Consider the following 22,217-nt stretch of genomic DNA (forward strand, 5'->3'; position numbering starts at 1 on the left):
CTGTGAGGTGTCTGAGTGGCTGGCGGAGCGAAGTGCGCTCCGTGGGGAGGGGCAAGAATGATCAACCGCCGACGCAAGGCGGGGGCGGTGCTGGCCGCCTTCGCCGCCGCCGTCGCCGTATGGCTGCCCGCCACGTCCGCACAGGCCGCGGGCGGTCCGGTCGTACACATCACGGTGCTCAGAGACCACATCGGGCTGCCCGTGCCGCCGGCCGACGATCCGCCGCAGATCGGCTGGTACCTGGACAACGACGGCCCCGGAACCGCGAAGGACGTCGCCATCAGCGCGGACCTGAGCGACGTCAAGGACTGGGTCACGGTGAACGGGAAGTCGGTCGACTCCTTCGCCTGGCCCGCGATCGGGAGCGTCCGCGAGGGCAGCAGCGCCGGCTACATCGCGGACGTGAACGCGAAGCCCGGCACCCCGCTCGGCACCACCGGCAAGGTGACGCTCAGCGGCACCTCGTCGAACGGGACCGTGGTCTCCAGGACCATCGAACTGACCGCGGGCACGACCGAGTTGAAGGTCAACAAGCTCGCCGACCGCAAGGGCGACAAGCCCGGCTCCACGATCGAGTCCCCGATCACGATCAGCAACACGGGCACACTGCCCGCCAAGGGAGTCCAGCTGCGGATGGCCAGCACGATCGGGCTGTCCTACGCGGACCACTTCTCCAACTGCGCCTACACCACGGTCCAGGCCGAGGCCGCGACCCAGCAGGCGCTGTGCACGTTCGACACGGTCGTCGAGCCCGGCAAGAGCTACCGGCTGGACCAGCCGCTGAAGCTGGACGTGACGCACCAGGCCCTGTTCGAGTACTTCACCGACGAGGCCCTGCCCCTGTCGGGCGGCGCCCCGACGCCGGGCGACGGTCCGAAACTCTCCCTCGTCGCCGCCGGGGACGCAGGCACCGACGGTACCTCGGAAGGCCAGCAGAACATCGACGTCGACAGCACCGCCGACATGGTCGCGGGCGGCGACACCGCCAAGGGCGCGCCGGGTGACCTGGTGCATGTGGACGTCTCCCTGAGCGACCACGGCCCGGGCTGGGTCTACTACAACAAGAGCGACGACCAGCCCGCGCTGCTGCTGACGGTCCCCACCGGCACCAAGGCGGTGGAGATCCCGAAGCACTGCAGTGTGTGGAACGAGGACGCGCAGTCCGGAACCGGTGAACAGACGCCGGGCGCCCCGCAATACATCTGCAGCCCCAGCCCCAACACCTTCGCCGTCGGGGACACCCGCACTTTCCGGTTCGGCCTGAAGATCCGCGAGGGCGCCAAGACCACCACCGGTGAGGCCCGGGCGACCACGGCGTACGGCAACACCATGACGTTCGACGACAACCACGCCAACGACACCGCGGCCGTCACGGTCGAGGTCGAGGGCAGTGACAGCGGCTCCGCCACCGCTACGGCCACCCCGTCTGCGTCCGCCACCGCCAAGGCCGACGGCAACGGCGTCGGGACCCAGACGGTCGCCACCGCCGACGACTCCACGGGCTCCCTCGCCCGCACGGGAAGCAGCGGCATGCTGCCCGTCGCCGCCACGGCGGGCGCGGGCGCGCTGCTGCTCGGCGCCGCCCTGGTGTTCGTGGTCAGGCGACGCAAGGCCTGACCGGAGGTTCGGCCGGGGCTCGCCGGCCCGGCCCGGTCGGCGGTCCGCTCCCCCTGAGGCCGCCGACCGGGCTGGTCCTCAACCGTGCGCGCTCGGGCTGCGGGAGTAACCCGGCGACCGGCGCGGGAGGCTGGGAAGGCGGGCCTGAGGGGGAGGGCCGCCTGCAAGCGACTGTAGAGGGGAACGGGCGCCCGGGCCTAGGTTCCCGACCGCCAGGCATCCGCCGCGCCCGTCAACTCCGGCTGTAACAGGTCACCGACAAGGCTTGCGTGACCTCGTGGCGAGTGCGGTGGGTATGTCACGATTGGGGCCTGACCTAGTACACCCAGGGGGGAATTGGATGTACGACAGCAGGGGGGTCCGGTCGGCGGCCTGCGCGTGGGCGCTGGGAGCGGCCTTACTGGTCGCGGGGTGTTCCTCCGGGGGCGGCGGGGACGGGGACAAGGCGCCCGGGAGCCCGGATGCGGCGTTCACCCAACAGCCCAAGGAGGCTGACCCGTTCTGGGTGAACCCCGACTCCAACGCGGCCCGCCAGGTCAAGACCTACGCGAAGGCCGGCAAGGACGCCGAGGCCGAGCGGATCCGCAGGATAGCGGCACAGCCCACCGGCGAGTGGATCGGCCCGGAGAACCCGGAGCAGGAGGCGCGCGGCTTCACCGAGGCCGCGCAGAAGTCCGACCGCACCGCTCTGCTGGTCCTCTACGACATCCCGCACCGCGACTGCGGCCAGTACAGCCAGGGCGGCGCGGCCGACGGCAACGCGTACCGGGCGTGGATCGACGGGGTCGCCCGGGGTATCCAGGACCGTCCCGCGACCGTCGTCCTCGAACCGGACGCCGTACTCCACCTCGTCGACGGCTGCACGCAGGCCCGGTTCGCCGAGGAGCGCTACGACCTGTTGCGCGGCGCGATCGCCAAGCTCAAGTCGCTGAAGAACACCAAGGTCTACCTGGACGCGGGCAACGCCGGCTGGGGTCACCCCGACCAGATCTACCAGCCGCTGCAACAGGCGGGCGTCGCACAGGCCGACGGCTTCGCGGTGAACGTCTCCAACTTCTACTCCACCCAGGACTCCATCGCCTACGGCAAGCAGTTGTCGCAGAAGGTGGGCGGCAAGCACTTCGTGATCGACACGAGCCGGAACGGCAACGGCCCGTACAGCGGCGGCGATCCGGAAGAGCGGTGGTGCAATCCGCCGGGGCGGGCCCTGGGGGAGACGCCGACCACGAAGACGGCGGATCCGCTGGTGGACGCCTACCTGTGGGTCAAGCGCCCGGGGGAGTCGGACGGGACGTGCAAGGGCGGGCCGCAGGCGGGGGACTGGTGGCCGGCCTACGCCCTGAAACTGGCCGGGGCGTCAACCTCCTGAGGACTTCCGGCCGTTGACCGCGCCGGCCCGCGCGGGCCGGCCGGCCCAGGGTGACGCCCGCCAGGACGAGCAGCAGCCCGAGCAGCTGCCGGCCCGTCAGCACCTCGCCGGCGACCACCGTGCCGAGCAGCACGCCGGTCAGGGGGTTGAGGAGTCCGATCAGTCCGACCGTCCCCGCGGGCAGGTGCCGCAGCCCGGTGAACCAGGCGACGAAGGCCAGCGCGGTGGCGACCAGGGCCACGTAGGCGAACGCGAGGAGCGCGGTCGGGGAGAGCGCGGGGGGCGGCCCTTCCACCGCCGCGGCGACGGGGAGCAGGAAGAGACCTCCGGCGGTGAGCTGCCAGGCGGTCGAGGCGAGTACGTCGGTACCGGCGTTCCACCGTTTGGCCAGGATGTGGCCGAAGGACGACACGAGCATGGCGGCGGCCGAGGCGAGGACTCCCGGCACGCTGATGTCCTCGGCCCCCGTGAGCAGCATGAGGCAGACCCCGCCGAGCCCGATCGCGGCGCCGGCCAGGTGGGCGGTCCGGGGCCGTTCGGACACCAGGGGCCAGGCCATGAGCGTCATCGTCAGCGGGGACACCGCCATCACGGTCGAGGCGACGCTCGTCGGAAGCAGCTGGGAGGCGGTGTAGACGAGGACGAAGAACACGCTCATGTTGAGCAGTCCGAGGACCGCGGACCGCCACCACCACGCACCGCGCGGCCGCTGTCTGCACAGGGCCAGCAGGACGAGGCCGGCGGGCAGCGCCCGCAGGGCGGCCCCGTACAGCGGGGTGTCGGCCGGCAGGAACTCGTGTGTGACGTAGTAGTTGGCTCCCCAGGCCACCGGCGCGACGGCGGTCAGTGCCACCCAGCGTGCGTTAGCTTCCATGGAAGGCAATATAACTTCCCGGGAAGCTATTATGGAATGCATGGAGCACGGCGAACCGATGGACCACGTGGCCCGCATCCAGGCCGACTGGCGCCGCGAGCGGCCCGACGTCGACGTCACCCCGCAGGGGGTGATCGGCCGGCTGCACCGTCTGGCAGGCCGGCTGACCGGGGAACTCTGCCTCGTCTACGACCGCCACGGCCTGAGCGAGGGCGAGTTCGACGTGCTGTGCGCCCTGCGCCGCGCCGGGGAACCCTACGAGCGGGCACCCGGCGAGCTCGCCGCGCACACCATGGTCACCACCGGCGCGATGACGAAGCGGATCGACCGCCTGGAGCGGGCCGGCCTCGTCACCCGCCGCCGTTCCGACGACGACCAGCGCGGCCGGATCGTCGCCCTGACCGGACCCGGACGCGAACTGATCGACCGCGCGTTCACCGACCACATGCGCAACGAGCGCCGCCTGCTGGACGCGCTGACCCCCGCCGAGGCCGGGGCACTCGAAACCCTGCTCACGACCTGGCTGTCCCGCGTGGAGGACACCCCCTAGGGCACTCCTAGGGCACTCCTAGGGGACCTTCACCCACTGCGCCTTGCTCGGCGTCCCCTGGTCGTCGTCGACGAACAGCATGTACCAGCCCGACTGCACCAGGTTCCGGTTCTTCGGCATGGTCACCGTGATCCGGTTCCCCGACGTCCTGAAGTCCAGCGCGATGCTGCGCTGGTCCACGTCCGTCACATGGGTCGTCGCGCTGGGCCGGATCAGCCGCACCTTCTTGATCGTCGAGGCGTGCTGGGACGTGAACGTCCCCGCTCCGCCCCGGGCGATGGTCTGTGGCCCCCCGCTCAGGGACGGCCGTGAGTCCCGGTACAGATAGGGCGGCGTGTAGATCTCGATGCGCTGCTCGAAGACGCCCGGCTTGGTGTTCGCCTTGTCCGCGTAGAGCGGGTTGGAGCCGAAGAACATGACCCGGCCGTCCGGCAGCAGGATCGACCCGGAGTGGTAGTTCCGCCCGACGAGCGGATCGGCCACCCGCTTGAAGGAGTTGGCCGCGGGGTCGTAGAGCCGGGCCTGCAGGATGTCGGAGTCGCTGCGGCCCCGGTAGTCCTCGGAGCCGCCGGACACCAGTACGGTGTCGTCCGGCAGCACCGAGATCTGCGGATACCGGGTGCCCTTCTCCAGCGAGGGCCCGTCCGTGAACTTCGGGTCGGCGTCCTTGAGGTCGATCAGCCTGGTCTTCTTCGTCGACAGCTCGGACTCGCCGACCCCGCCGCCCCCGACCACCAGGTACTTCTCGTCCTGCGCCGGAGGCAGCAGCACGGTCCCGGACGTCTCCAGCATGTTCGGGTCGCTCAGCCCGGGGAGCTTGGTGAACCGGTTGGTGTCGACGTCCCAGATGCCGGGGTCACGGCCCACGTCGTCCGGCCCGTACCCGGCGTTGGAACCCGAGTAGAAGAGCTTGCCGTTCTGCAGGAGGAACAGTGCGGGATAGGTCGGGAACTGGCGCTTGTACTTCGTGTACGTCCAGGTCTTCGTCGCCGGGTCGAAGACCTCGTTCTTCCCGGGGACCAACTGCCCGATGTCGTCGAGACCCGAGACGCTGAGCACCTTCCCGTCGGACAGAGTCGTGAGCGTCGGATACCAGCGGGCCTCGTTCATCGGGTCGACCCTGATGTACTTCTCGGCGACCGGATCGAATTCGTACGCGTTCTTGATGCCCTCGAAGTCCCGCTTGTCGAGGCCGAGTTTGTTGGCGATGCCGTAGGTGTTGCGGGCGTCGGCGCCGGTCAGTCCCTCGATGCTGTAGTTGTCCTGGGTGCCGGTCTCGTACTTCGTGCCCTGCTTGGGCGCCTCCACGATCACCCGCGCGTAACCGGGGTTGTTCCGCAGGAACTTGCCGGTGCTCTTGTCGAAGACCTTCGTCGCGCGCGGGATCAGCGCGGAGTCGTCGGAGACGAACGTCCTGCCGTTCTGCTTGCCGGTGAACCTCGTGCCCTTGGGCAGGGTCATCGGTTTGTCGGGGTTCTCGTTGTAGAGGATCATGACGCCGCCGGCCTTCTTGACGTCGCCCTTGAGCTTCTCGTACTGCTTGGTGCCGCCGGCGATCAGGATGTTGCCGTCGGCGAGCTGGGTGTGCCCGGTGCAGAACAGGTCGGCCGGGGTGGGGACCTTCTTGATCGTGCCCTTGACGGGGTCCCAGATCCGGCTGTCGTAGATCTTGGCGTCGAAGTTGTCCTGGTTGTTGCCCGAGCCCGCGACCAGCAGCACCTTCCCGGTGTGCAGGAGCACCGCGTGGATGGTGTCCTGGCGGTACTCCTTCGGGAACTCGATGACGTCCCAGTGGCCGTTCTCGGCCTTGTACTCCGGTCTGTTGATCTTGTACTGGTGGTACTGCTCGGTCCCGAAGCGGTAGACCCACGGCCCGTTCATCCCGGCCAGGACGAGAACCACCGCCGTGCCGATCGCGAGACGACGAGCCCGGCGGCGGCCGGCACTCTCGTTCATTCCTTACGACCCCCCAGCCCGCCGAGCGCGATCCGCATGGTCTGTTCGGTGTTCGTGCCGGCGGGCGGTGTCCAGGTCGGCCGCTGCTGCGGCGCGTGTCCCGCGGGCAGGTATCCGGCCGGCACCGCGTCCTCCGGCTCGGCTGCCGCCACCGGTGCCCCGCGCTCCTTGCGCAGCGTGTACTGCCAGGCGAAGATCGGCGCGGCCGTGATCAACAGCGCCAGTGAGGCCCAGGTGAGCATCGCCGGCTGCGAGTGGCCGTTCAGGAAGCCGGAGACGAGCGAACCGCCGAAGACGACGATGAAGAACCAGTGGATCCGGAACGTCCCGAAGAGGGTGTCGGGGCTGGCCGACTCGCCCTTCGGCGTGACCACGAACCTGCTCTTGCGGCGCAGTACCGCGTCCATGAGCGAACGGGCGTAGACGGGTGCGGAGAGAGCCGACATCACCATGCCGGCCACTCCGCCCGAACCCTCCGGCTCGTGCGGGGAGACGTTGTGCCGGCGGTTCCAGATGTAGAGGCCGATCTGGAGGGCGGAGGCGTTGCCGTAGAGCATCAGCCACACGGTCGGGTCGATGTTCACACCCGAGGCGCCCAGGCCCAGGAACAGCGCGCAACTCAGCGCCGCCAGGATCCAGTTGAGGGCGGACATCGGGTAGAAGATGATCATCATGGTGTAGTTGAAGAGCTTGCCGGGACCCAGGCTGAACAGGCCCTTCCAGTACTGCTTGAGGATCGTCTCGTACGTCCCCCGGGACCAGCGCAGCTGCTGGGTGAAGAAGTCGGTCCAGGCGTTCGGGCCCTCGCCCACCGCGAGCACGTCCGGGGTGTAGACCGAGCGCCACTTCCGCCCCGTCGCCGGGTTCTTGGCGCGGTGCATCTCGAAGCCGGTCGCCATGTCCTCGGTGATCGAGTCGTACAGCCCGCCGATCTGCTGGAGCGCCCTGATCCGTACGGCGTTGGAGGTGCCGACGAACATGGGGGCGCCGTAGCGGTTGCCGGCGCGCTGGATCAGGGCGTGGAAGAGGAACTGCTGGGACTCGGCGGCCTTGGTGACGAACGTGTCGTAGTTGCCGTACACCTGCGGGCCGATGACGAAGCCGACGTCCGGGTCGCGGAAGTAACCCAGCATCCGCTCCAGGTAGTTGGGCAGCGGCACGTGGTCGGTGTCGACGGAGGCGAAGAAGTCGTACTCGTCGCCGTGCGCCTCCAGCCAGGCGTTGTAGTTGCCGTGCTTGGTCTTGGCGCGGTGCGGGCCCCCCGGCCGGTTCCACTTCTCGACGCCCTTGCGGCTGAAGTGGTGCACGCCCAGGCGCGCGCAGACCGCCTTCACCTCCGCGTCGTCGCCCTCGTCGAGCAGCCAGACGTGCAGCAGCCCGCGGTGGCGCAGCCGGACCGCGGCCTCCAGGGTCCGGGTGACCATGTCCAGGGGTTCCTTGCCGGGCACGAACGTGGTGATGAACGCGACCCGGGTGCCGGTCTCCGGGACCACCGGGACCGGGTCGCGGGCGACCAGGGTGGCGTGCGCGTTCGACAGCACGTTCATACAGCGGAAGAACTCGATCAGGCCGATCGACACCAGCATCACGATGTCGAGGGCCGGCAGGAAGTCGTAGGCCGGGTAGTCCCGCTGGGTCCAGTGCTCGGGCTGCAGCAGCCAGGTCAGCAGTACCAGCGAGAGCAGCGGGGCCGCGCCCAGCATCAGCGCGGCGCGCACGCGGTGCGGCTCCTGGGAGAGCAGCGAGCGGTACTGCACCTGGTACGGCCTGCTCGGATCGGGCTGGGTGAGGGGGCCCGCGAGCCGGCTGTAGTGCTCGTAGTCGTATCTCGGCAGCGTCTTCTTGATCCGGCGCAGGGCGCCGGTGGTGCTTCGGTGCGCGGGCACCGGGAGCTGTGTGGTCTGTGACGGATCGTATGTCTGTGGCGGGTCGTATTCCTGTTCGTGGCGGGCGGCGCCCGTCGGCGTCGACGTCATGAGTCTTCCCCCCACACGCGCAGGCCGGCGCGTGTCTGTCGGTCCCACCGCCCGATCCGATCCCCCTCGACCCTCTCGGGCGCGTCAATGGCAGGGCACGGCCGTCCCACAGAAAATGGACACGGAACGTGACCGTCCGGTTGCATGATGCCCCCCTCGGCACCGACTCATGACGGGGCCCCTCTCCCCGCAGATCTGGCAACCGGGGTTATCTACCCCCCAAGTGCCCGGAATCACCGGCACTTCGGACAACCAGGGTTCTACGGTGTTCAGCATGATCGCAAGGTGCGAAACGCGCTGTTTACCGGTCATACGCGTTCAACGTGGAGCGTGTGGGGATTGTGTGGACCGGTCGTGTCGGTGGTTGACAGAAGGGGGCGAACGCCAGCAGGCCCCCCGCTGCTGCGGAGGGCCTGCTGCTGTCTGTGCGCCGCCAGGGACTCGAACCCCGGACCCGCTGATTAAGAGTCAGCTGCTCTAACCAACTGAGCTAGCGGCGCCTGCTGACATCGAGAACTCTACCCGACCCGCGACAGTGCTCCCGACCACCGGCCACCGGGGTGACCTCTGTCCGCCTCCTGCCGTACATCATTCGCACCGTCAGCATGCGCACCGGGATGACAGTTGGGAAACTTGTTAATGTGCACAATCTAGGACATACCAATAAAAAATATGAGGGGAGTCGCATGCCGGCCCCGGTATTCGAGGAATTCGACCCCGCGAACGACTGCGAATGCCCCGGATGCGTCCACTGGCGGCGGGTGGGCCCGTACCCGCTGCCCGGCCGCTTCGGCGGGCACCCGGCCGCCCGGAGCGTCCTGGTCGTGGCCGCCGCCGCGTCCGCCGCCCTCGCCGCGGGCGCCCCGACCGCCGCCGCCCACGGCACCCCGCCCGCGCCCCACCGGCCCGGGGTCCCCGGCGACGGCGAGCCCAGCACCCCGCAGGGCGCCAAGTCCCCCCTGCACGGCCAGGGCGGCACGCCCGTGCAGGGTCCGGTCCAGACGCCCCCCATCACCCGCACGGAGATCATCAACCGAGCCAAGGTCTGGGTCGCCGCCCAGGTGCCGTACAGCATGTCCCTCTACTGGACGGACGGATACCGGCAGGACTGCTCCGGCTATGTCTCGATGGCCTGGAAACTGACCGGGAACGAGTGGACCGGCAGCCTCGACCAGTTCGGCACGAAGATCACCAAGGAGGAGCTCCAGCCCGGCGACATGCTGCTCTTCCACAACCCGGCCGATCCCGAGAAGGGCTCCCACGTCGTGCTCTTCGGCGGCTGGACGGACTACACGCACACCTATTACACGGCGTACGAGCAGACACCCCCGCACGCCCGCCGCCAGTCCACGCCCTACGCCTACTGGAGCAACTCCGCCAAGTACGTCCCCTACCGCTACAAGGGCCTGGTCGCGGACCCGGGCGCGGCGGGCGCCGAGGCGGGGAAGGCGGCGGGGTCGTACCCGGGGGCGGCCTACTTCGGTCCGGGCGCCGACAACAAGTACGTCTCCCTCCTCGGCCGGATGCTGGTCGCCCGGGGCGCGGGCGGCTACTACCCCAAAGGGCCGGGTCCGGTCTGGGGCGCCGCGGACCAGCGTGCGACCCAGGCCTTCCAGCGGGCCCAGGGCTGGACCGGTGCCGCCGTCGACGGCCTGCCGGGCCCGGGCACCTGGGAACTCCTCGCCACCGGCAAGGGCAGGAACATCAAGCCCGCCGTCACGGGCACGACCACCCCCGCCTCGCACGGGGTCCCGGGCTACCCGGGCAAGAACCACTTCCGCCCCGGCGCGACCAACGACTACGTCGCCCGGCTCGGCAGGCGGCTGGTCGAGAAGGGCTTCGGCCGCTTCTACCCCAAGGGCCCGGACGCGGTCTGGGACGAGGCGGACCGCCGGGCCGTCGAGGCGTTCCAGCGCACCCAGGGCTGGCGCGGCGGCGCGGCCGACGGCTACCCGGGGCCGGAGACCTGGCGACGGCTGTTCCTGTGACGACCCCGACGACCCCGGCGATCACCTGAGGCACCTGAGGCCCTGAGGCACCTGAGTCACCCGAGTCATCTGAATCACCTGAGGCATCTGGCGCGGAGGCTGGAGGCAGGCATGAGTACGACCACCGCACACACCCCTGATTCGGACGAGCCCCCGGACGGCGGGCCGCCCGTCCGCCCGGCCCCCCGGCTGATCCACAACGAGACCACCACCGAGATCCCCGTCCACCTGCTGTTCCGCGACGACCCCGACCCGGTGTCGGTACCGCTGCGGCCCGCCGTCGTCGCCCGTCGGCAGGGCACCGGCGAACAGCCCCGGCTGCGCCGCCCGGTCATGGCCAAGCCCCGCCCGGCCGCCGCTGTCGACCCCTCCCTGGTGGAGCGCCCCGCCGGAGTGCTGCCCGGCGTGGCCGGGGTGGCCGCCGGGCTCGGCGGGGTGGCGGGCGGCCTCGCCGCCACCTGGTGGGCGGGGGCACTGCCGCCGCTCGTGGCGCATGCGTTGTATCTGCCGGCGTACGCGGGCGCGGGGGCGGGATTCGGCCCGGCGCAGTGGGCCGCGTGCGCCGGAGCGGGCGCGCTCTGCCTGTTCGGCTTCGGGGGGCTCGCGCGCGGGGTGACCGGACGGGCCTGGGTGCTCGGCCTGTTCGGCCGTTACCGGGGGACGGTACGGCGCACCGGACTGGTCTGGATCAACCCGCTGCTGTTCCGGCGCCGGGTCGACGTCCGGCTGCGGCACTGGCGCAGCGAGGTGATGCCGGCGGCGGACGGCAACGGGGTCGCGCTCCGGGTCGTCGTCCTGGTGGTGTGGCGGGTGCGGGACACCGCGCGGGCGATGCTCGGTGTCGAGGACCACGAGACGTATCTGCGCGAGTGCGTGGAGGCCGCGCTCGCCCGGGTGCCGGTGGAACCGGCGGGTACGGCCCGGGGTTCGGTCGAGGTGGCGGCGGACGCGCTGACCCGGCTGGTCTCGGCGGACGCGGCCGGGATCGGTCTGGAGGTGTTCTCCGTGCGGCCGGTCCGGGTGGAGTACGCGCCGGAGGTCGCCCCGGCCATGCATCGTCGCCGGATCGCCGCGCTGGACGCCCGGCAGCGGGCCGGGATGCTCGCGGGCGTCGTGGACTCGGTCGAGGACACGGTGACCCGGCTGACCATGCGCGGCCTGGTCGAACTCGACGACTACGAGCGCAAGGTGCTGGTGCGGGATCTGACGGTGGCGTTCTGCTCGGGGCGCGCCGAGTCCATGCCGTGAGGAGACGGGTCCATGCCGTGCGGAGACGGGCCGTGGCATTGGTATGGACATGTTCAACAGTCGGCAATAATCTGACACTTGGTCTAGACCTGCACGGCTCACTGAACCTCCCCCACGTTCTCCAGGAGCGGCAGCATGCGTAAACGGACCAAGGTGTCGGCCGTCGTACTCGGCGTGGCGACCGCCGGAGCCTTCGCGCTCTCCACCGGCGGCGCCAGCGGACACGGCTACACCGACCTCCCCGTCAGTCGGCAGAAGCTCTGCGCCAACGGCACGGTGGCCAACTGCGGCGACATCCAGTACGAGCCGCAGAGCGTCGAGGGCCCCAAGGGCTTCCCGGCGTCCGGTCCCGCCGACGGCCAGATCTGCAACGGCGGCCTGAGCAGGTTCGCCCAGCTCAGCTCGCCGACCACGCCCTCAGGCGGCGCCTGGCCGACGACCAGGGTGACGGGTGGTCAGTCGTACACGTTCCGGTGGCAGTTCACGGCGATGCACGCCACGACCGACTTCAAGTACTACGTCACCAAGCAGGGCTGGAACCAGAACCACGCCCTCGCCCGTTCGGACCTCAGCACCACACCGTTCCTCACCGTCCCCTACAACGGCCAGCGCCCGCCTGCCACCCTCAGCCACAGCGGCACCCTGCCGTCGGGGCTGAGCGGTCACCATGTGATCGTGGCGGTCTGGACGATCGCCGACACGGGCAACGCGTTCTACGCCTGCTCGGACGTCACGTTCTGACCGGGGTCGTTCGACAGCTGGGTAACACCGGGTCGATCTGAGCTTCGCTTGAGGACCTGCCGCAGGGTGCAGGGGTACGTTCCCGAACACCGGTCAGTCGGACCGGTGTTCGGAATCGGGGGACTCCCATGGGCCTGATGGAAGCGGTCTTCTACATCCTTCCCGGCATCTTCGTCGTCGTCGGTGTTTTCGGGGTGGTCAAGACGCTGAGGCGGTCGAGCCGGATCAGCCGGACGTGGCGTCACGGGCGGACCGCCGAGGCGCGCTGTCTGCGGTCGTACACGACGACCAGTGGCGGCGGGGAGACGCCCGTGACGACCACGCTGCGCCATGTGTACGAGTTCAGGACGGCCGAGGGGCGGGTTGTCCGCTTCAACGAGGCGAGCGGGTCGTCGACTGTCATCGAGGGCGACTTCGTGACCGTGTACTACCTGCCGGAGGATCCTTCGGGGGCGACGGCACGGCCGCCTGCGCAGGGGAAGCTGGCCGCGGGTACGGGGTGCATCGTGGCGTTCTTCGTGGTGTTCACCCTGTTTGCCCTGGGCTTCATGGGGGTGGCGCATTTCCTCTTCTCGGCGACGGGGGATCTGGCTCCGTGAGTGCCTCGAAGTGTGGGTGGGGCGCTGCGGGTGCGTCGTGGTTGATCGCGCCCACGCGGCGGTAGCCGCAAATTTATACAGCCCCGCGCCCCTATCGGGGCGCTCCACATCTGACGTCGTGTCAGTTACCCTGCCTCACCATGGACTCCGACAGGGGCACGATCGCTGAAGCAGTGGCCGCCCGGTGGGGTGACCATCGGCCGGGGTTGTGGTGCGGGGAGCGGGTGTACACGCACCACGAGGTGGCCGCGGGGGCGGCGGCCCGGGCCGCGCTGTTCACCGATCTCCTGCCCCCGGACGCCGTGCCCCACATCGGTGTCCTCCTCGACAACACCCCCGAGTTCCCGCTCTGGCTGGGCGCCGCCGCGCTCGCCGGAGCCGCCGTCGCGGGGGTCAATCCGACCCGGCGAGGTGCCGAGCTCGCCCGGGACATCCGGCACGTCGAGTGTCCGGTCCTGGTCACCGAGCGCGCCCGACTGCCGCTTCTCGCCGGGCTCGAACTCCCCGGCGTCCGGCTCCTCGTCACCGACGAACCGGAGTACGGCGCTCTCCTCGCCCCCTACCTCGGTGCCTTCCCCGATCCCTCCCGGGCCGCCCCCGCCGACCGGATGCTGCTCTACTTCACCTCCGGTTCCACGGGCGCCCCGAAGGCCGCGCTCTGCTCGCAGGGGCGGCTGGCGGCGGCCGGGCGGTCGCTCGTGCAGCAGTTCCGGGTCGGGGCGGACGACGTGCACTACATCTGCATGCCGATGTTCCACGGCAACGCCGTGATCGCCGACTGGGCGCCCGCGCTGATGGCGGGCGCCGGTGTGGCGTTACGGCGGCGGTTCTCGGCGTCGGGCTTCCTGGCCGACGTGCGGCGCTACCGGGCCACCTACTTCACGTACGTCGGGCGCGCGGTGCAGTACATCCTCGCGACCGAGGCGCGCCCCGACGACCGCGACAATCCGCTGCGGCTCGGCTTCGGGACGGAGGCCGGGGCCGTGGACGCGGCCGCGTTCGAGGAGCGGTTCGGGGTGCGGCTGGTGGAGGGGTACGGGTCCTCCGAGGGCGGGGCGGCGATCCAGTGGTCGCCGGGGACGCCGGCGGGTGCGGTGGGGCGGGCGGCGGCCGGCCTCGTCGTACTCGACCAGGAGACGGGGGAGGAGTGTCCGGCGGCCGTCTTCGACTCCGGGGGGCGGCTGCTCAACGGGGACGAGGCGATCGGGGAGCTGGTGAACCGGGCCCCGAACCCCTTCGAGGGGTACTGGCGCAATCCGGCGGCGGAGGCCGAGCGGCGCCGGGGAGGCTGGTACTGGACCGGGGACCTGTTCTACCGGGACGGGGACGGCTACCTGTACTTCGCGGGGCGTACCGATGACCGCATACGGGTCGACGGGGAGAACCTGGCCGCCGCGATGATCGAGAACATCGTGGCCCGGTACGACGGCGCGGACGCCGTCGCCGTGTACGGGGTGCCGGATCCGGTGACCGGGGACCAGGTGATGGCGACGATCGCCGGGCGGTTCGAGCCGCTGGACTTCGCCGAGTTCCTGCTGGCCCAGCCCGATCTGGGGACGAAGATGGCACCCCGGTTCGTCCGGGTCGTGGAGCGGATGCCGGTGACGGCCACCAACAAGATCCAGCGGGCCGCGCTGCGGCGGGAGGGGGTACGGTGCGCCGATCCGGTGTGGTGGCGGCCGCCGGGGGAGCGGACGTACCGCAGGCTGACCCCGGAGGACGCCGAAGGGCCCCTCGTTTCCACGAGAGGCCCGTCTTGAGGGGGGTGTGGGTGGCGGAGCCCCCACTGCGCGCGGCGCAGCCGCGCAGAAACAGAGATGGCAAGCCAGGTCCGCGCTTTCTGCGGACATGGCTTGCCATCGTCATCGTGCGCCGCCAGGGACTCGAACCCCGGACCCGCTGATTAAGAGTCAGCTGCTCTAACCAACTGAGCTAGCGGCGCATGACTCTCGCCGACCGCTTGAGACTGGCCCTCGCGGCTGGCGACGAAGAAAATACTACCTGGTCCGCAGGGGTGCTCTCGACCAGGTTCAGATGGCGAGGGAGAGGAGCACCGGAGCCGCGCTGCGGTTCAGGGCTTCGGCGGCCTGGCGGAGCCGGTGCGCGTGCTCCACCGGCAGGGACAGGGCCAGGCAGCCCACCGCCGAGCCCGCGGTGATCGGGACCGCCGCGCACACCGTGCCGATCGCGTACTCCTGGAGGTCCAGGACGGGCACCGTCGGCGGCTGCGCCTCCAGCCGGGAGAGCAGCAGCTTGTCGCTGGTGATGGTGCGCGAGGTGAGGCGGGCCATCTTGTGGCGGGAGAGGTGGTCGCGGCGGGCGTTGTGGTCGAGCTGGGTGAGCAGGCTCTTGCCGATCGCGGTGGCGTGCGCGGAGGAGCGGAAGTCCACCCACTCGTTGACCGCGGGGGTGGCGGGGCCGGCCGCGTACTGGCCGATCTTCACCTCGCCGTCGACGTACCGGCTGAGATAGACGGCGGCGCCGACCGAGTCGCGCAGCCGGTCGAGGGTCTGCTGGAGCTGCTGGCCGAGGGCGCGCTCCCGGTCGTGTGCGGAGCCCAGGCGGCGCAGGGTCTCGCCGGTGACGTACGCGCCGTCGGCGATCTGCTCGACATAGCCCTCGCGGCGCAGCATGCGCAGCAGTGCGGTCAGCCGCTCGGGATCCAGGCGGGTGAGGCGGGCCAGCTCGGTGTCGGTGACGCCGGCGGAGTGCCGTGCCACCGTCTCCAGGACGCGCAGGGCGTCCTGGGCGGAGTGGTACGGGGCGGTCGGCTCGTGCTTCAGCGCCACGGTGGTCCCCCTGCGCTCGCTCGACGGTACTGCTTCGGCAGCACTGCTTGGGCCGCGATCCGGTCTGCGGATCCTCTCCACGATAACGGGCAAGAGCCCGAAACGGAGGGGGTGTTGGCGAGATTCCGGCCCTCCCAACTGCGGCAAAGGCCCGCTGGCATATGCCAGCGGAATGACCCGACAGCCGGACCTCGGGTGATCGGGCGTGCACTTCCTGTAATCGGGGCGGCCCTGCCGGGAAACTTTTACGGCGCTGTGTACCGGCCGGTCACAACACCGCGCCCAGGAACTCCCGGGTGCGCTCGTTCTCGGGTTCGCCGAAGATCCGCTCCGGCGGGCCCGCCTCGATGATCCGGCCCGCGTCGAACATCAGGACCTGGTCGGAGATGTCCCGGGCGAAGTTCATCTCGTGGGTCACACAGAGCATGGTGATGTCGGTGGTGCGGGCGATGTCCCTGAGCAGGTCGAGGACGCCCGCGACCAGCTCGGGGTCGAGTGCCGAGGTCACCTCGTCGAGGAGGAGCACCTTGGGCCGCATGGCCAGCGCCCGCGCGATCGCCACCCGCTGCTGCTGCCCGCCGGAGAGCTGGGTGGGCCGGGCATCGGCCTTGTCGGCGAGGCCCACCAGGTCCAGCAGCTCCCGGGCCCGCGCCTCCGCCTCCTCCTTGGAGAGGCCGAGGACGGTCACCGGAGCCTCGGTGATGTTGCGCAGCACGGTCATGTTCGGGAACAGGTTGAACTGCTGGAACACCATCCCGATCTGCTTGCGGACCTCCCGCAGCTCCTTCTCCGACGCCGGGAAGAGCCGCTGTCCGTCGACGGTGATGGTGCCGGCGTCCGGCTCGGTCAGGGTCATCAGCAGCCGCAGGATCGTGGTCTTGCCGGAGCCGGAGGGCCCGATCAGGGTGACGTGCCGGCCCGCCTGCACGGTGAGGTCGAGCCCGTCGAGGACGGTGTTCTCCCCGAACCGCTTGGTCACCCCCTCCAGGCGGATCAGCTCGGTCGGGGTCGTATCGGACGGGGTCGGCTGCTTGCTGGTCTCAACGGACAAGGCGACGCTCCAGGGTGCGCAGAAGAAGGGAGGCGAGGTAGGAGATGACGATGAAGGCGACGCCGATCACCGTCACCGGCTCGGTGAACTGGAAGTGCTGCTGGGAGAAGAGCCGCGCCTGGCCGAGCATCTCCAGCACGGTGATCGACATCAGGATCGGCGTGTCCTTGAGCATCGAGATCACGTAGTTGCCGAGCGGCGGCACGATCCGGCGCAGTGCCTGCGGCAGGATCACCACCGCCCAGGTCCGCCGTGCCGGCAGGCTGAGCGCCGTGGCGGCCTCCCACTGCCCGGCCGGCACCGCCTCGATACCGGCCCGGTAGACCTGCATGGTGTACGTCGAGTAGTGCAGGCCGATCGCGAAGACACCGGTGGTCAGCGCGGAGAACGTCAGCCCCCACTCGGGCAGCACGTAGAACAGGAAGAACAGCTGCACCAGCAGCGGGGTGTTGCGCACGAACTCGGTCACCACGCCGACCGGCCAGCGCACCCACCTGGTCGGTGTGCGCATCAGCAGCGTCCACACCAGCCCCAGCGAGAACGAGATCAGCGATCCGAGGACCAGCGCCTGCAGGGTGACCAGCAGACCGTCCCAGAAGTGCGGCATGAACTCGCGTACGGCACTCCAGTCCCACTTCACGCGACACCACCGACCCCGGTCGTCTCCCTGCGTTTCACCGCACGCGCCTCACGTTCGTTCCCCGGGGCCTTGCCGATGCCGGCCTTCAGCCGCTTCTCAAGGCCGCGCATCAGCCGGGTGATGACGAACGCGATCACGAAGTAGATGAGGAGCAGGTAGGTGTAGATGTGCGCGCTCTCCTGCAGCGCAAGCCGCACCAGGTTCCCGCTGAACGCCAGGTCGCCCATGCCGGTGATCGACACCAGCGCGGTGCCCTTGAGCAGTTCGACGAGCAGGTTGCAGTAGGAGGGGATCATCTCCGGCACCGCCTGGGGCAGCAGGATCAGCCGCAGCCGCTGCCAGGGCGTGAAGCTGAGCGCGATCCCGCCCTCCTTCTGTGCCGGGTCGACCGCGTTCAGCGCCCCGCGCACGATCTCCGCGCCGTACGCGCCGTATGTCAGCCCGAGCGCGAGGGTGCCCGCCCACAGCGGCACCAGCTGCCAGCCGAAGGCGACCGGCAGCACGAAGAACACCCAGAAGATCATCACCAGCGCCGAGGTGCCGCGGAACACCTCGGTGTAGAAGCCGGCGAGGAAGCGTACGATCCAGTGCCGGTTCGTCCGGGCCACGCCCACCACCAGGGCCACGGCCGTCATCAACAGACCGCTGAGCACCAGTAGTTGGATGGTCGTCCAGGTTCCCTTGAAGACGAGGTCCCACAGTCCCGAGGTCATCCGCTCTTGCCTCCCCCGCACAGCTCCTTGGCCGTCAGGTCGGTCATCTCGGCCCGGGTGAAGCCGAACGGCCGCAGGATCCGCAGCAGTTCGCCGCTCTTCTTCAGCTTGCGCAGCTCCACGTCGAAGGCGTCCCGCAGCCGCGTCTCCGCCGACCGGAACGCGAACGCGCCCCCGTCGACATGGGGTTTGCCGCCCACGAGCGGCGCGAACGGCTTGGTCGCCTCGGCCTTGGCGGACTTCTTGACGACCTCGCGGACGGTGACCGCGGTCCCGGCGAAGACGTCGACCCGTCCCGCCTCCACGGCGTTCAGCCCGGCGACCTGGTCGGGGACGATCAGGATGTCGCTCTCCTTGTACCCGGCCTCGACCGCGTACTGGATCTCCGCGTAGCCCGTCCCCGTGGCGAACTTCGCCTGCTTCGCGACGACGTCCCGGTAGTCGTGCAGCCCCTTGGGATTGCCCTTCCGCACGACGAACGAGTCGAGCATCTGGTAGTCGGGATCGGCGAAGATGACCTGCGCGCACCGCTCCGGATTGACGTACATCCCGGCCGCCACGACATCGAACTGCTGCGAATTCAGTCCGGGAATCAGCGAACCGAACTCGGTCGGTACCGGCTGCACGTTGTCGACCCCGAGCCGCTTGAAGATCGCCTTCGCCAACTCCGGTGCCTCACCGGTCAGATGGCCGTTCTTGTCGATGTACCCGAAGGGGATCTCACCGGCGATCCCGAGCCGTACGACACCTTGGGCGCGCAGTCGTTGCAGCAGGTCACCGCCATTTGTGGTGGACGCGGTGGCCACCCGTGTACAGCCGGCGGCGGCGAGTGCGCCGACGGCGGCGGCACCCGCGAGCACGGCCCGCCGAGAATGTCTGGATTCATACCTTGATGTGTCTATGTTGTTCCCGTGTGGTGGAGCCATGGCGGCGCGGCTACCCTCGGCCAACCGACTTATGCACCATGGGTTGCATGGGCAATCGATGCATCGAAGTCTCGCTGTTCAGCCGCGGGGTCACCGCCATGGCCCGGCTGCTCGACGACCGTGCTCCACTGACCTGTGCCGCCGTCTGGGACGCCCTGCCGCTGGTCGGCGACGTGTACCACGCCAAGTATGCCCGCAACGAGATCTACACGCTGTTCCCGCCATTCGCGGAGGCGGAACCACCCCTGGAGAACCCGACCGTCACCCCGATCCCCGGCGACCTCTGCTACTTCTCCTTCGCCGGCACCGAGTTGGGCACGAAGGCCTACGGCTACGACCGCGAGGTGCGCGCCGGTACCACCGTGGTCGACCTGGCCCTCTTCTACGAACGCAACAACCTGCTGCTCAACGGAGACGTGGGGTGGGTGCCGGGGACCGTGTGGGGCGAGGTCGTCGAAGGCCTCGCGGAGCTGGCGGACGCCTGCAACGACCTGTGGCGGAACGGCGCGGCGGGCGAACGACTGGCGTTCCGGGCGCTCTGACCGATCTCCGCCGCCCGCTTCCGGAGCCGCGCACTCACATCTGCGCCGCGACGGCGCTCAGCCACAACGGCGCCGTCCGGCGGTGCCGAACTCGTCCTGGCCGTCGCGCCGCTCGCTCTTCTTCCGCGGTGCTGCTCGTACGTCATTTCCGCCGCGAGGGCGCTAAGCCACGGCGGCGGTGCTCGGCGGTGCCGAAGCCACCCCCGCCTCGTACAGCGCGTGGGCGGCCCGCAGGACCAGGTCGTCGCGGTGGCGCGCGGCCACGATCTGCAGGCCCACCGGCAACCCTTCGGCGTCCGTCCCGACCGGGACCGTCGCCGCCGGCTGCTGAGTCAGGTTGAACGGGTAGGTGAACGGGGTCCAGCCCGTCCACCTGCGGTGTCCCGACCCCCTCGGCACCTCCGCGCCGGCCTCGAACGCCGTCAGCGGCAGCGTCGGCGTCACCAGCAGGTCGTGAAGCTCGTGGAATCGGCCCATCCGGCGGCCCAGGTCCATCCGGACGTCCACCGCCGCGAGATAGTCCAGCGCGCTCAGCCGTGCCCCCTGCGCACAGATCTCCCGCAGCCCCGGGTCGAGCAGCGCCCGCCGGTGCGGGGAGAAGCGCTGTGTCAGCCGGGCGGCACCCGCGAACCACAGCGCCTGGAAGGCCTCCACCGGGTCGCTGAAGTCCGGGTCGGTCTCCTCGACGTACGCCCCCAGTCCGGCCAGCCCCGCCACCGCCCGCCGTACCGCCGCCGCGACCGCGGGGCGGACCGCCACCTGGCCGCCCAGGGAAGGGGAGAAGGCCACCCGGAGGCCGCGGACGCCTTCGGCCAGGCCCGCCACGAAGGAGCCGGGCGCGGGGGCGAGGGCCGACCAGTCCCGGGCGTCCGGAGCCCCGATCACGTCCAGCATCAGCGCCGCGTCGGCTGCGTCCCGGGTCATCGGGCCCACGTGCGACAGCGTGCCGAAGGCGCTCGCGGGGTAGAGCGGGACGCGGCCGTACGTGGGTTTCAGCCCGAAGATCCCGCAGAAGGACGCCGGGATGCGCACGCTGCCGCCGCCGTCCGTGCCGAGGGAGAGCGGGCCCGCGCCCAGGGCCACCGCCGCCGCGCTGCCGCCGCTGGAGCCGCCTGCGGTGCGGGAGGGGTCGTACGGGTTGCGGGTGATCCCGGAGAGCGGGGAGTCCGTGACGCCCTTCCAGCCGTACTCGGGGGTGGTGGTCTTCCCGATGAACACCGCGCCGTGCTCGCGCAGCCGGGCGACCGAGGGGGCGTCCTCGTCCCAGCTTCCTTCGGCCGGGATCGTCCTGGAGCCGCGCAGGGTCGGGTGACCGCGCATCAGGAGGATGTCCTTGACCGTCACCGGGACCCCGTCGAGCAGGCCCTGCGGCTCGCCCCGCCGCCACCGCTCCTCCGAAGCCCGCGCCCGCGCCAGGGCGTCCTCCTCGGTGAGGCGGACGAAGGCGTTGACCTCCGGCTGGATCCGCGCCGCCCGTTCCAGCGCCGCCCGGACCGCCTCCACCGGGCCGAACTCGCCGGTGCGGTAGCCGTCGAGGAGTTGCCGGGCGGTGAGGTCGGTGAGGTCGGTGAGTTCCATGGTCCCCTCCCGAAAGTCAGTGACCGGGCACGTATCCGCGCTTCTTGTCGACCACGTTCACCAGAGATCTGCCCGCCGCCCACCGCTCGTACAACTCCACGAACTGCGTGCCCAGTTCGTCCCGCCAGCCGACCGTGTCCCCGCTCATGTGCGGGGAGACGACCAGGCCCGGCACGTTCCACAACGGGCTGTCGGCGGGCAGGGGTTCGGTAGCGAAGACGTCCAGGGCCGCGCCGGCTATCCAGCGTCTGGTCAGCGCCCGCACCAGCGCGTCCTCGTCGACCAGCGGACCGCGGCCGACGTTGATGAAGCACGCCGACGGCTGCATCACGCCGAAGCGGTGCGCGTCGAACATGCCGTACGTCTGCTCGGTCAGCGGGGCCGCCGCGATCACCCAGTCCGCGCGGGACATCAGCCGGTCCAGGTCGTCGGGGCCGTGGATACCGGTGCGCGGGACCCGGCCGACCAGCGCGGTGGTGACGTCGAGCGCCTTGAGGGTGCGTACGATCGCCCGGCCGATCGGGCCGGAACCGACCACACACGCGCGCGTGCCGCCCACCCGGCGCGCCTCGCGGTGCCGCCAGCTCCGCTCCCGCTGCAGATCGAGAGTCCGGGGAAGGTCCTTGGCCATCGCGAGGACCAGCGCGGCCACGTACTCGGCGATCGGCCGGTCGAAGATCCCGCGGGCGTTGGTGACGACCGTGTCCGACGCGGCCAGCTCGGGGCACATCAGATGGTCGACGCCCGCGCTCGCCGTGTGCACCCAGCGCGGCCGCGGCCCCTCGCCCGGCCAGGCCTCGCGGACGGCGTGCGAGGCGAAGTCCCAGACGAGCAGGACATCGGCCTCCGGCAGCCGGGACGCGAGGCCCGCCGCGTCGGTGTGCACGATCCGGGCGCGGCCGGTCAGCCGGCCGAGCCGCGGCGGCGGGTCGGCGTCGAGGACCAGCAGAGTGGGCACGGGCGGCGTCATGCGGGGTGGTCTCCCGGTGTCCGACAGCGTCTGACATGGGCGGATGGAACGTCTGACATGAGCGGATTGACCACGCTCGCACCCGAACCT

The 22,217-nt window shown here is 70.4% G+C and carries 19 protein-coding genes and 2 tRNA genes; 9 read left to right on the forward strand and 12 right to left on the reverse strand.

What is annotated here, in order from left to right; all coding sequences use genetic code 11:
- Positions 1 to 57 precede the first annotated feature (57 nt).
- A complete protein-coding gene (locus tag EDD90_RS34035) occupies positions 58 to 1,617 on the forward strand; it encodes a hypothetical protein (RefSeq protein WP_123976712.1) in 1,560 nt (519 codons plus the stop codon).
- 340 nt (positions 1,618 to 1,957) lie between these two features.
- Complete coding sequence (locus EDD90_RS34040; protein WP_123976713.1) at positions 1,958 to 2,986, forward strand: glycoside hydrolase family 6 protein; 1,029 nt, start codon at positions 1,958 to 1,960, stop codon at positions 2,984 to 2,986.
- On the opposite strand, the gene EDD90_RS34045 is transcribed toward EDD90_RS34040, so the two are convergent.
- The gene (locus EDD90_RS34045; protein WP_185149316.1) at positions 2,883 to 3,860 is read right to left on the reverse strand and encodes an EamA family transporter; all 978 of its coding nucleotides are present in this window, start codon (positions 3,858 to 3,860) and stop codon (positions 2,883 to 2,885) included. The two genes, EDD90_RS34040 and EDD90_RS34045, sit on opposite strands and share 104 nt — an antisense overlap.
- Positions 3,861 to 3,900: 40 nt before the next feature.
- Here EDD90_RS34045 and EDD90_RS34050 point away from each other — a divergent pair, with 40 nt between their 5' ends.
- Positions 3,901 to 4,410: a MarR family winged helix-turn-helix transcriptional regulator gene (locus tag EDD90_RS34050; RefSeq protein WP_123976715.1), complete on the forward strand. Its 510-nt coding sequence runs from the start codon at positions 3,901 to 3,903 to the stop codon at positions 4,408 to 4,410.
- Between the two features lie 18 nt (positions 4,411 to 4,428).
- Here the strand turns inward: EDD90_RS34050 and EDD90_RS34055 are convergent, their stop codons facing one another.
- The 3 genes from EDD90_RS34055 to EDD90_RS34065 all read right to left on the reverse strand — a co-directional run bounded on the left by EDD90_RS34055 (position 4,429) and on the right by EDD90_RS34065 (position 8,842).
- Entirely contained in the window at positions 4,429 to 6,366 is a 1,938-nt protein-coding gene (locus EDD90_RS34055) for a kelch motif-containing protein (RefSeq protein ID WP_123976716.1), read from the reverse strand.
- A complete protein-coding gene (locus EDD90_RS34060; protein ID WP_123976717.1) occupies positions 6,363 to 8,342 on the reverse strand; it encodes a glycosyltransferase family 2 protein in 1,980 nt (659 codons plus the stop codon). Before EDD90_RS34060 ends, EDD90_RS34055 begins: the two co-directional genes overlap by 4 nt.
- A gap of 426 nt (positions 8,343 to 8,768) precedes the next feature.
- Positions 8,769 to 8,842, reverse strand: a tRNA-Lys gene (locus EDD90_RS34065).
- Positions 8,843 to 9,028: 186 nt separating this feature from the next.
- On the opposite strand from EDD90_RS34065, the gene EDD90_RS34070 reads away from it, so the two are divergent.
- The 5 genes from EDD90_RS34070 (at position 9,029) to EDD90_RS34090 (ending at position 14,678) form a co-directional block, all read left to right on the forward strand.
- Entirely contained in the window at positions 9,029 to 10,330 is a 1,302-nt protein-coding gene (locus EDD90_RS34070) for a peptidoglycan-binding protein (RefSeq protein WP_123976718.1), read from the forward strand.
- 111 nt (positions 10,331 to 10,441) lie between these two features.
- On the forward strand, positions 10,442 to 11,578 hold the full coding sequence (locus tag EDD90_RS34075; RefSeq protein WP_123976719.1) for an SPFH domain-containing protein: 1,137 nt from the start codon (positions 10,442 to 10,444) through the stop codon (positions 11,576 to 11,578).
- A 135-nt stretch (positions 11,579 to 11,713) separates the two neighbouring features.
- A complete protein-coding gene (locus EDD90_RS34080) occupies positions 11,714 to 12,319 on the forward strand; it encodes a lytic polysaccharide monooxygenase (RefSeq protein WP_123976720.1) in 606 nt (201 codons plus the stop codon).
- A 128-nt stretch (positions 12,320 to 12,447) separates the two neighbouring features.
- Positions 12,448 to 12,918, forward strand: coding sequence for a DUF3592 domain-containing protein (locus EDD90_RS34085; protein ID WP_311737235.1), 471 nt, complete (start codon positions 12,448 to 12,450; stop codon positions 12,916 to 12,918).
- A gap of 140 nt (positions 12,919 to 13,058) precedes the next feature.
- The gene (locus tag EDD90_RS34090) at positions 13,059 to 14,678 is read left to right on the forward strand and encodes an AMP-binding protein (protein WP_123976721.1); all 1,620 of its coding nucleotides are present in this window, start codon (positions 13,059 to 13,061) and stop codon (positions 14,676 to 14,678) included.
- A 108-nt stretch (positions 14,679 to 14,786) separates the two neighbouring features.
- On the opposite strand, the gene EDD90_RS34095 is transcribed toward EDD90_RS34090, so the two are convergent.
- The 6 genes from EDD90_RS34095 to ehuB all read right to left on the reverse strand — a co-directional run bounded on the left by EDD90_RS34095 (position 14,787) and on the right by ehuB (position 19,037).
- A tRNA-Lys gene (locus EDD90_RS34095) sits at positions 14,787 to 14,860 on the reverse strand.
- 88 nt (positions 14,861 to 14,948) lie between these two features.
- Positions 14,949 to 15,707, reverse strand: a complete 759-nt coding sequence (locus EDD90_RS34100) for an IclR family transcriptional regulator (protein ID WP_123976722.1) — start codon at positions 15,705 to 15,707, stop codon at positions 14,949 to 14,951.
- A 268-nt stretch (positions 15,708 to 15,975) separates the two neighbouring features.
- A complete protein-coding gene (ehuA, locus tag EDD90_RS34105; RefSeq protein ID WP_123976723.1) occupies positions 15,976 to 16,758 on the reverse strand; it encodes an ectoine/hydroxyectoine ABC transporter ATP-binding protein EhuA in 783 nt (260 codons plus the stop codon).
- Positions 16,748 to 17,398 (reverse strand): ectoine/hydroxyectoine ABC transporter permease subunit EhuD, encoded by a 651-nt coding sequence (gene ehuD / locus EDD90_RS34110; protein WP_123976724.1) that lies wholly within the window; start codon positions 17,396 to 17,398, stop codon positions 16,748 to 16,750. The genes ehuA and ehuD overlap by 11 nt, the downstream gene beginning before the upstream one ends.
- Positions 17,395 to 18,111, reverse strand: coding sequence for an ectoine/hydroxyectoine ABC transporter permease subunit EhuC (gene ehuC / locus EDD90_RS34115; protein ID WP_123976725.1), 717 nt, complete (start codon positions 18,109 to 18,111; stop codon positions 17,395 to 17,397). The genes ehuD and ehuC overlap by 4 nt, the downstream gene beginning before the upstream one ends.
- Complete coding sequence (gene ehuB, locus EDD90_RS34120; protein ID WP_123976726.1) at positions 18,108 to 19,037, reverse strand: ectoine/hydroxyectoine ABC transporter substrate-binding protein EhuB; 930 nt, start codon at positions 19,035 to 19,037, stop codon at positions 18,108 to 18,110. The genes ehuC and ehuB overlap by 4 nt, the downstream gene beginning before the upstream one ends.
- Before the next feature lie 47 nt (positions 19,038 to 19,084).
- Here ehuB and EDD90_RS34125 point away from each other — a divergent pair, with 47 nt between their 5' ends.
- Complete coding sequence (locus EDD90_RS34125; RefSeq protein WP_185149317.1) at positions 19,085 to 19,579, forward strand: DUF3830 family protein; 495 nt, start codon at positions 19,085 to 19,087, stop codon at positions 19,577 to 19,579.
- 162 nt (positions 19,580 to 19,741) lie between these two features.
- On the opposite strand, the gene EDD90_RS34130 is transcribed toward EDD90_RS34125, so the two are convergent.
- Positions 19,742 to 21,157, reverse strand: coding sequence for an amidase (locus EDD90_RS34130; RefSeq protein ID WP_123976728.1), 1,416 nt, complete (start codon positions 21,155 to 21,157; stop codon positions 19,742 to 19,744).
- 16 nt (positions 21,158 to 21,173) lie between these two features.
- Positions 21,174 to 22,127, reverse strand: a complete 954-nt coding sequence (locus EDD90_RS34135; protein ID WP_123976729.1) for a D-2-hydroxyacid dehydrogenase — start codon at positions 22,125 to 22,127, stop codon at positions 21,174 to 21,176.
- Positions 22,128 to 22,217: the final 90 nt, after the last annotated feature.

The sequence above is a fragment of the Streptomyces sp. Ag109_O5-1 genome (assembly GCF_003814875.1).
Classification (GTDB): domain Bacteria; phylum Actinomycetota; class Actinomycetes; order Streptomycetales; family Streptomycetaceae; genus Streptomyces; species Streptomyces sasae.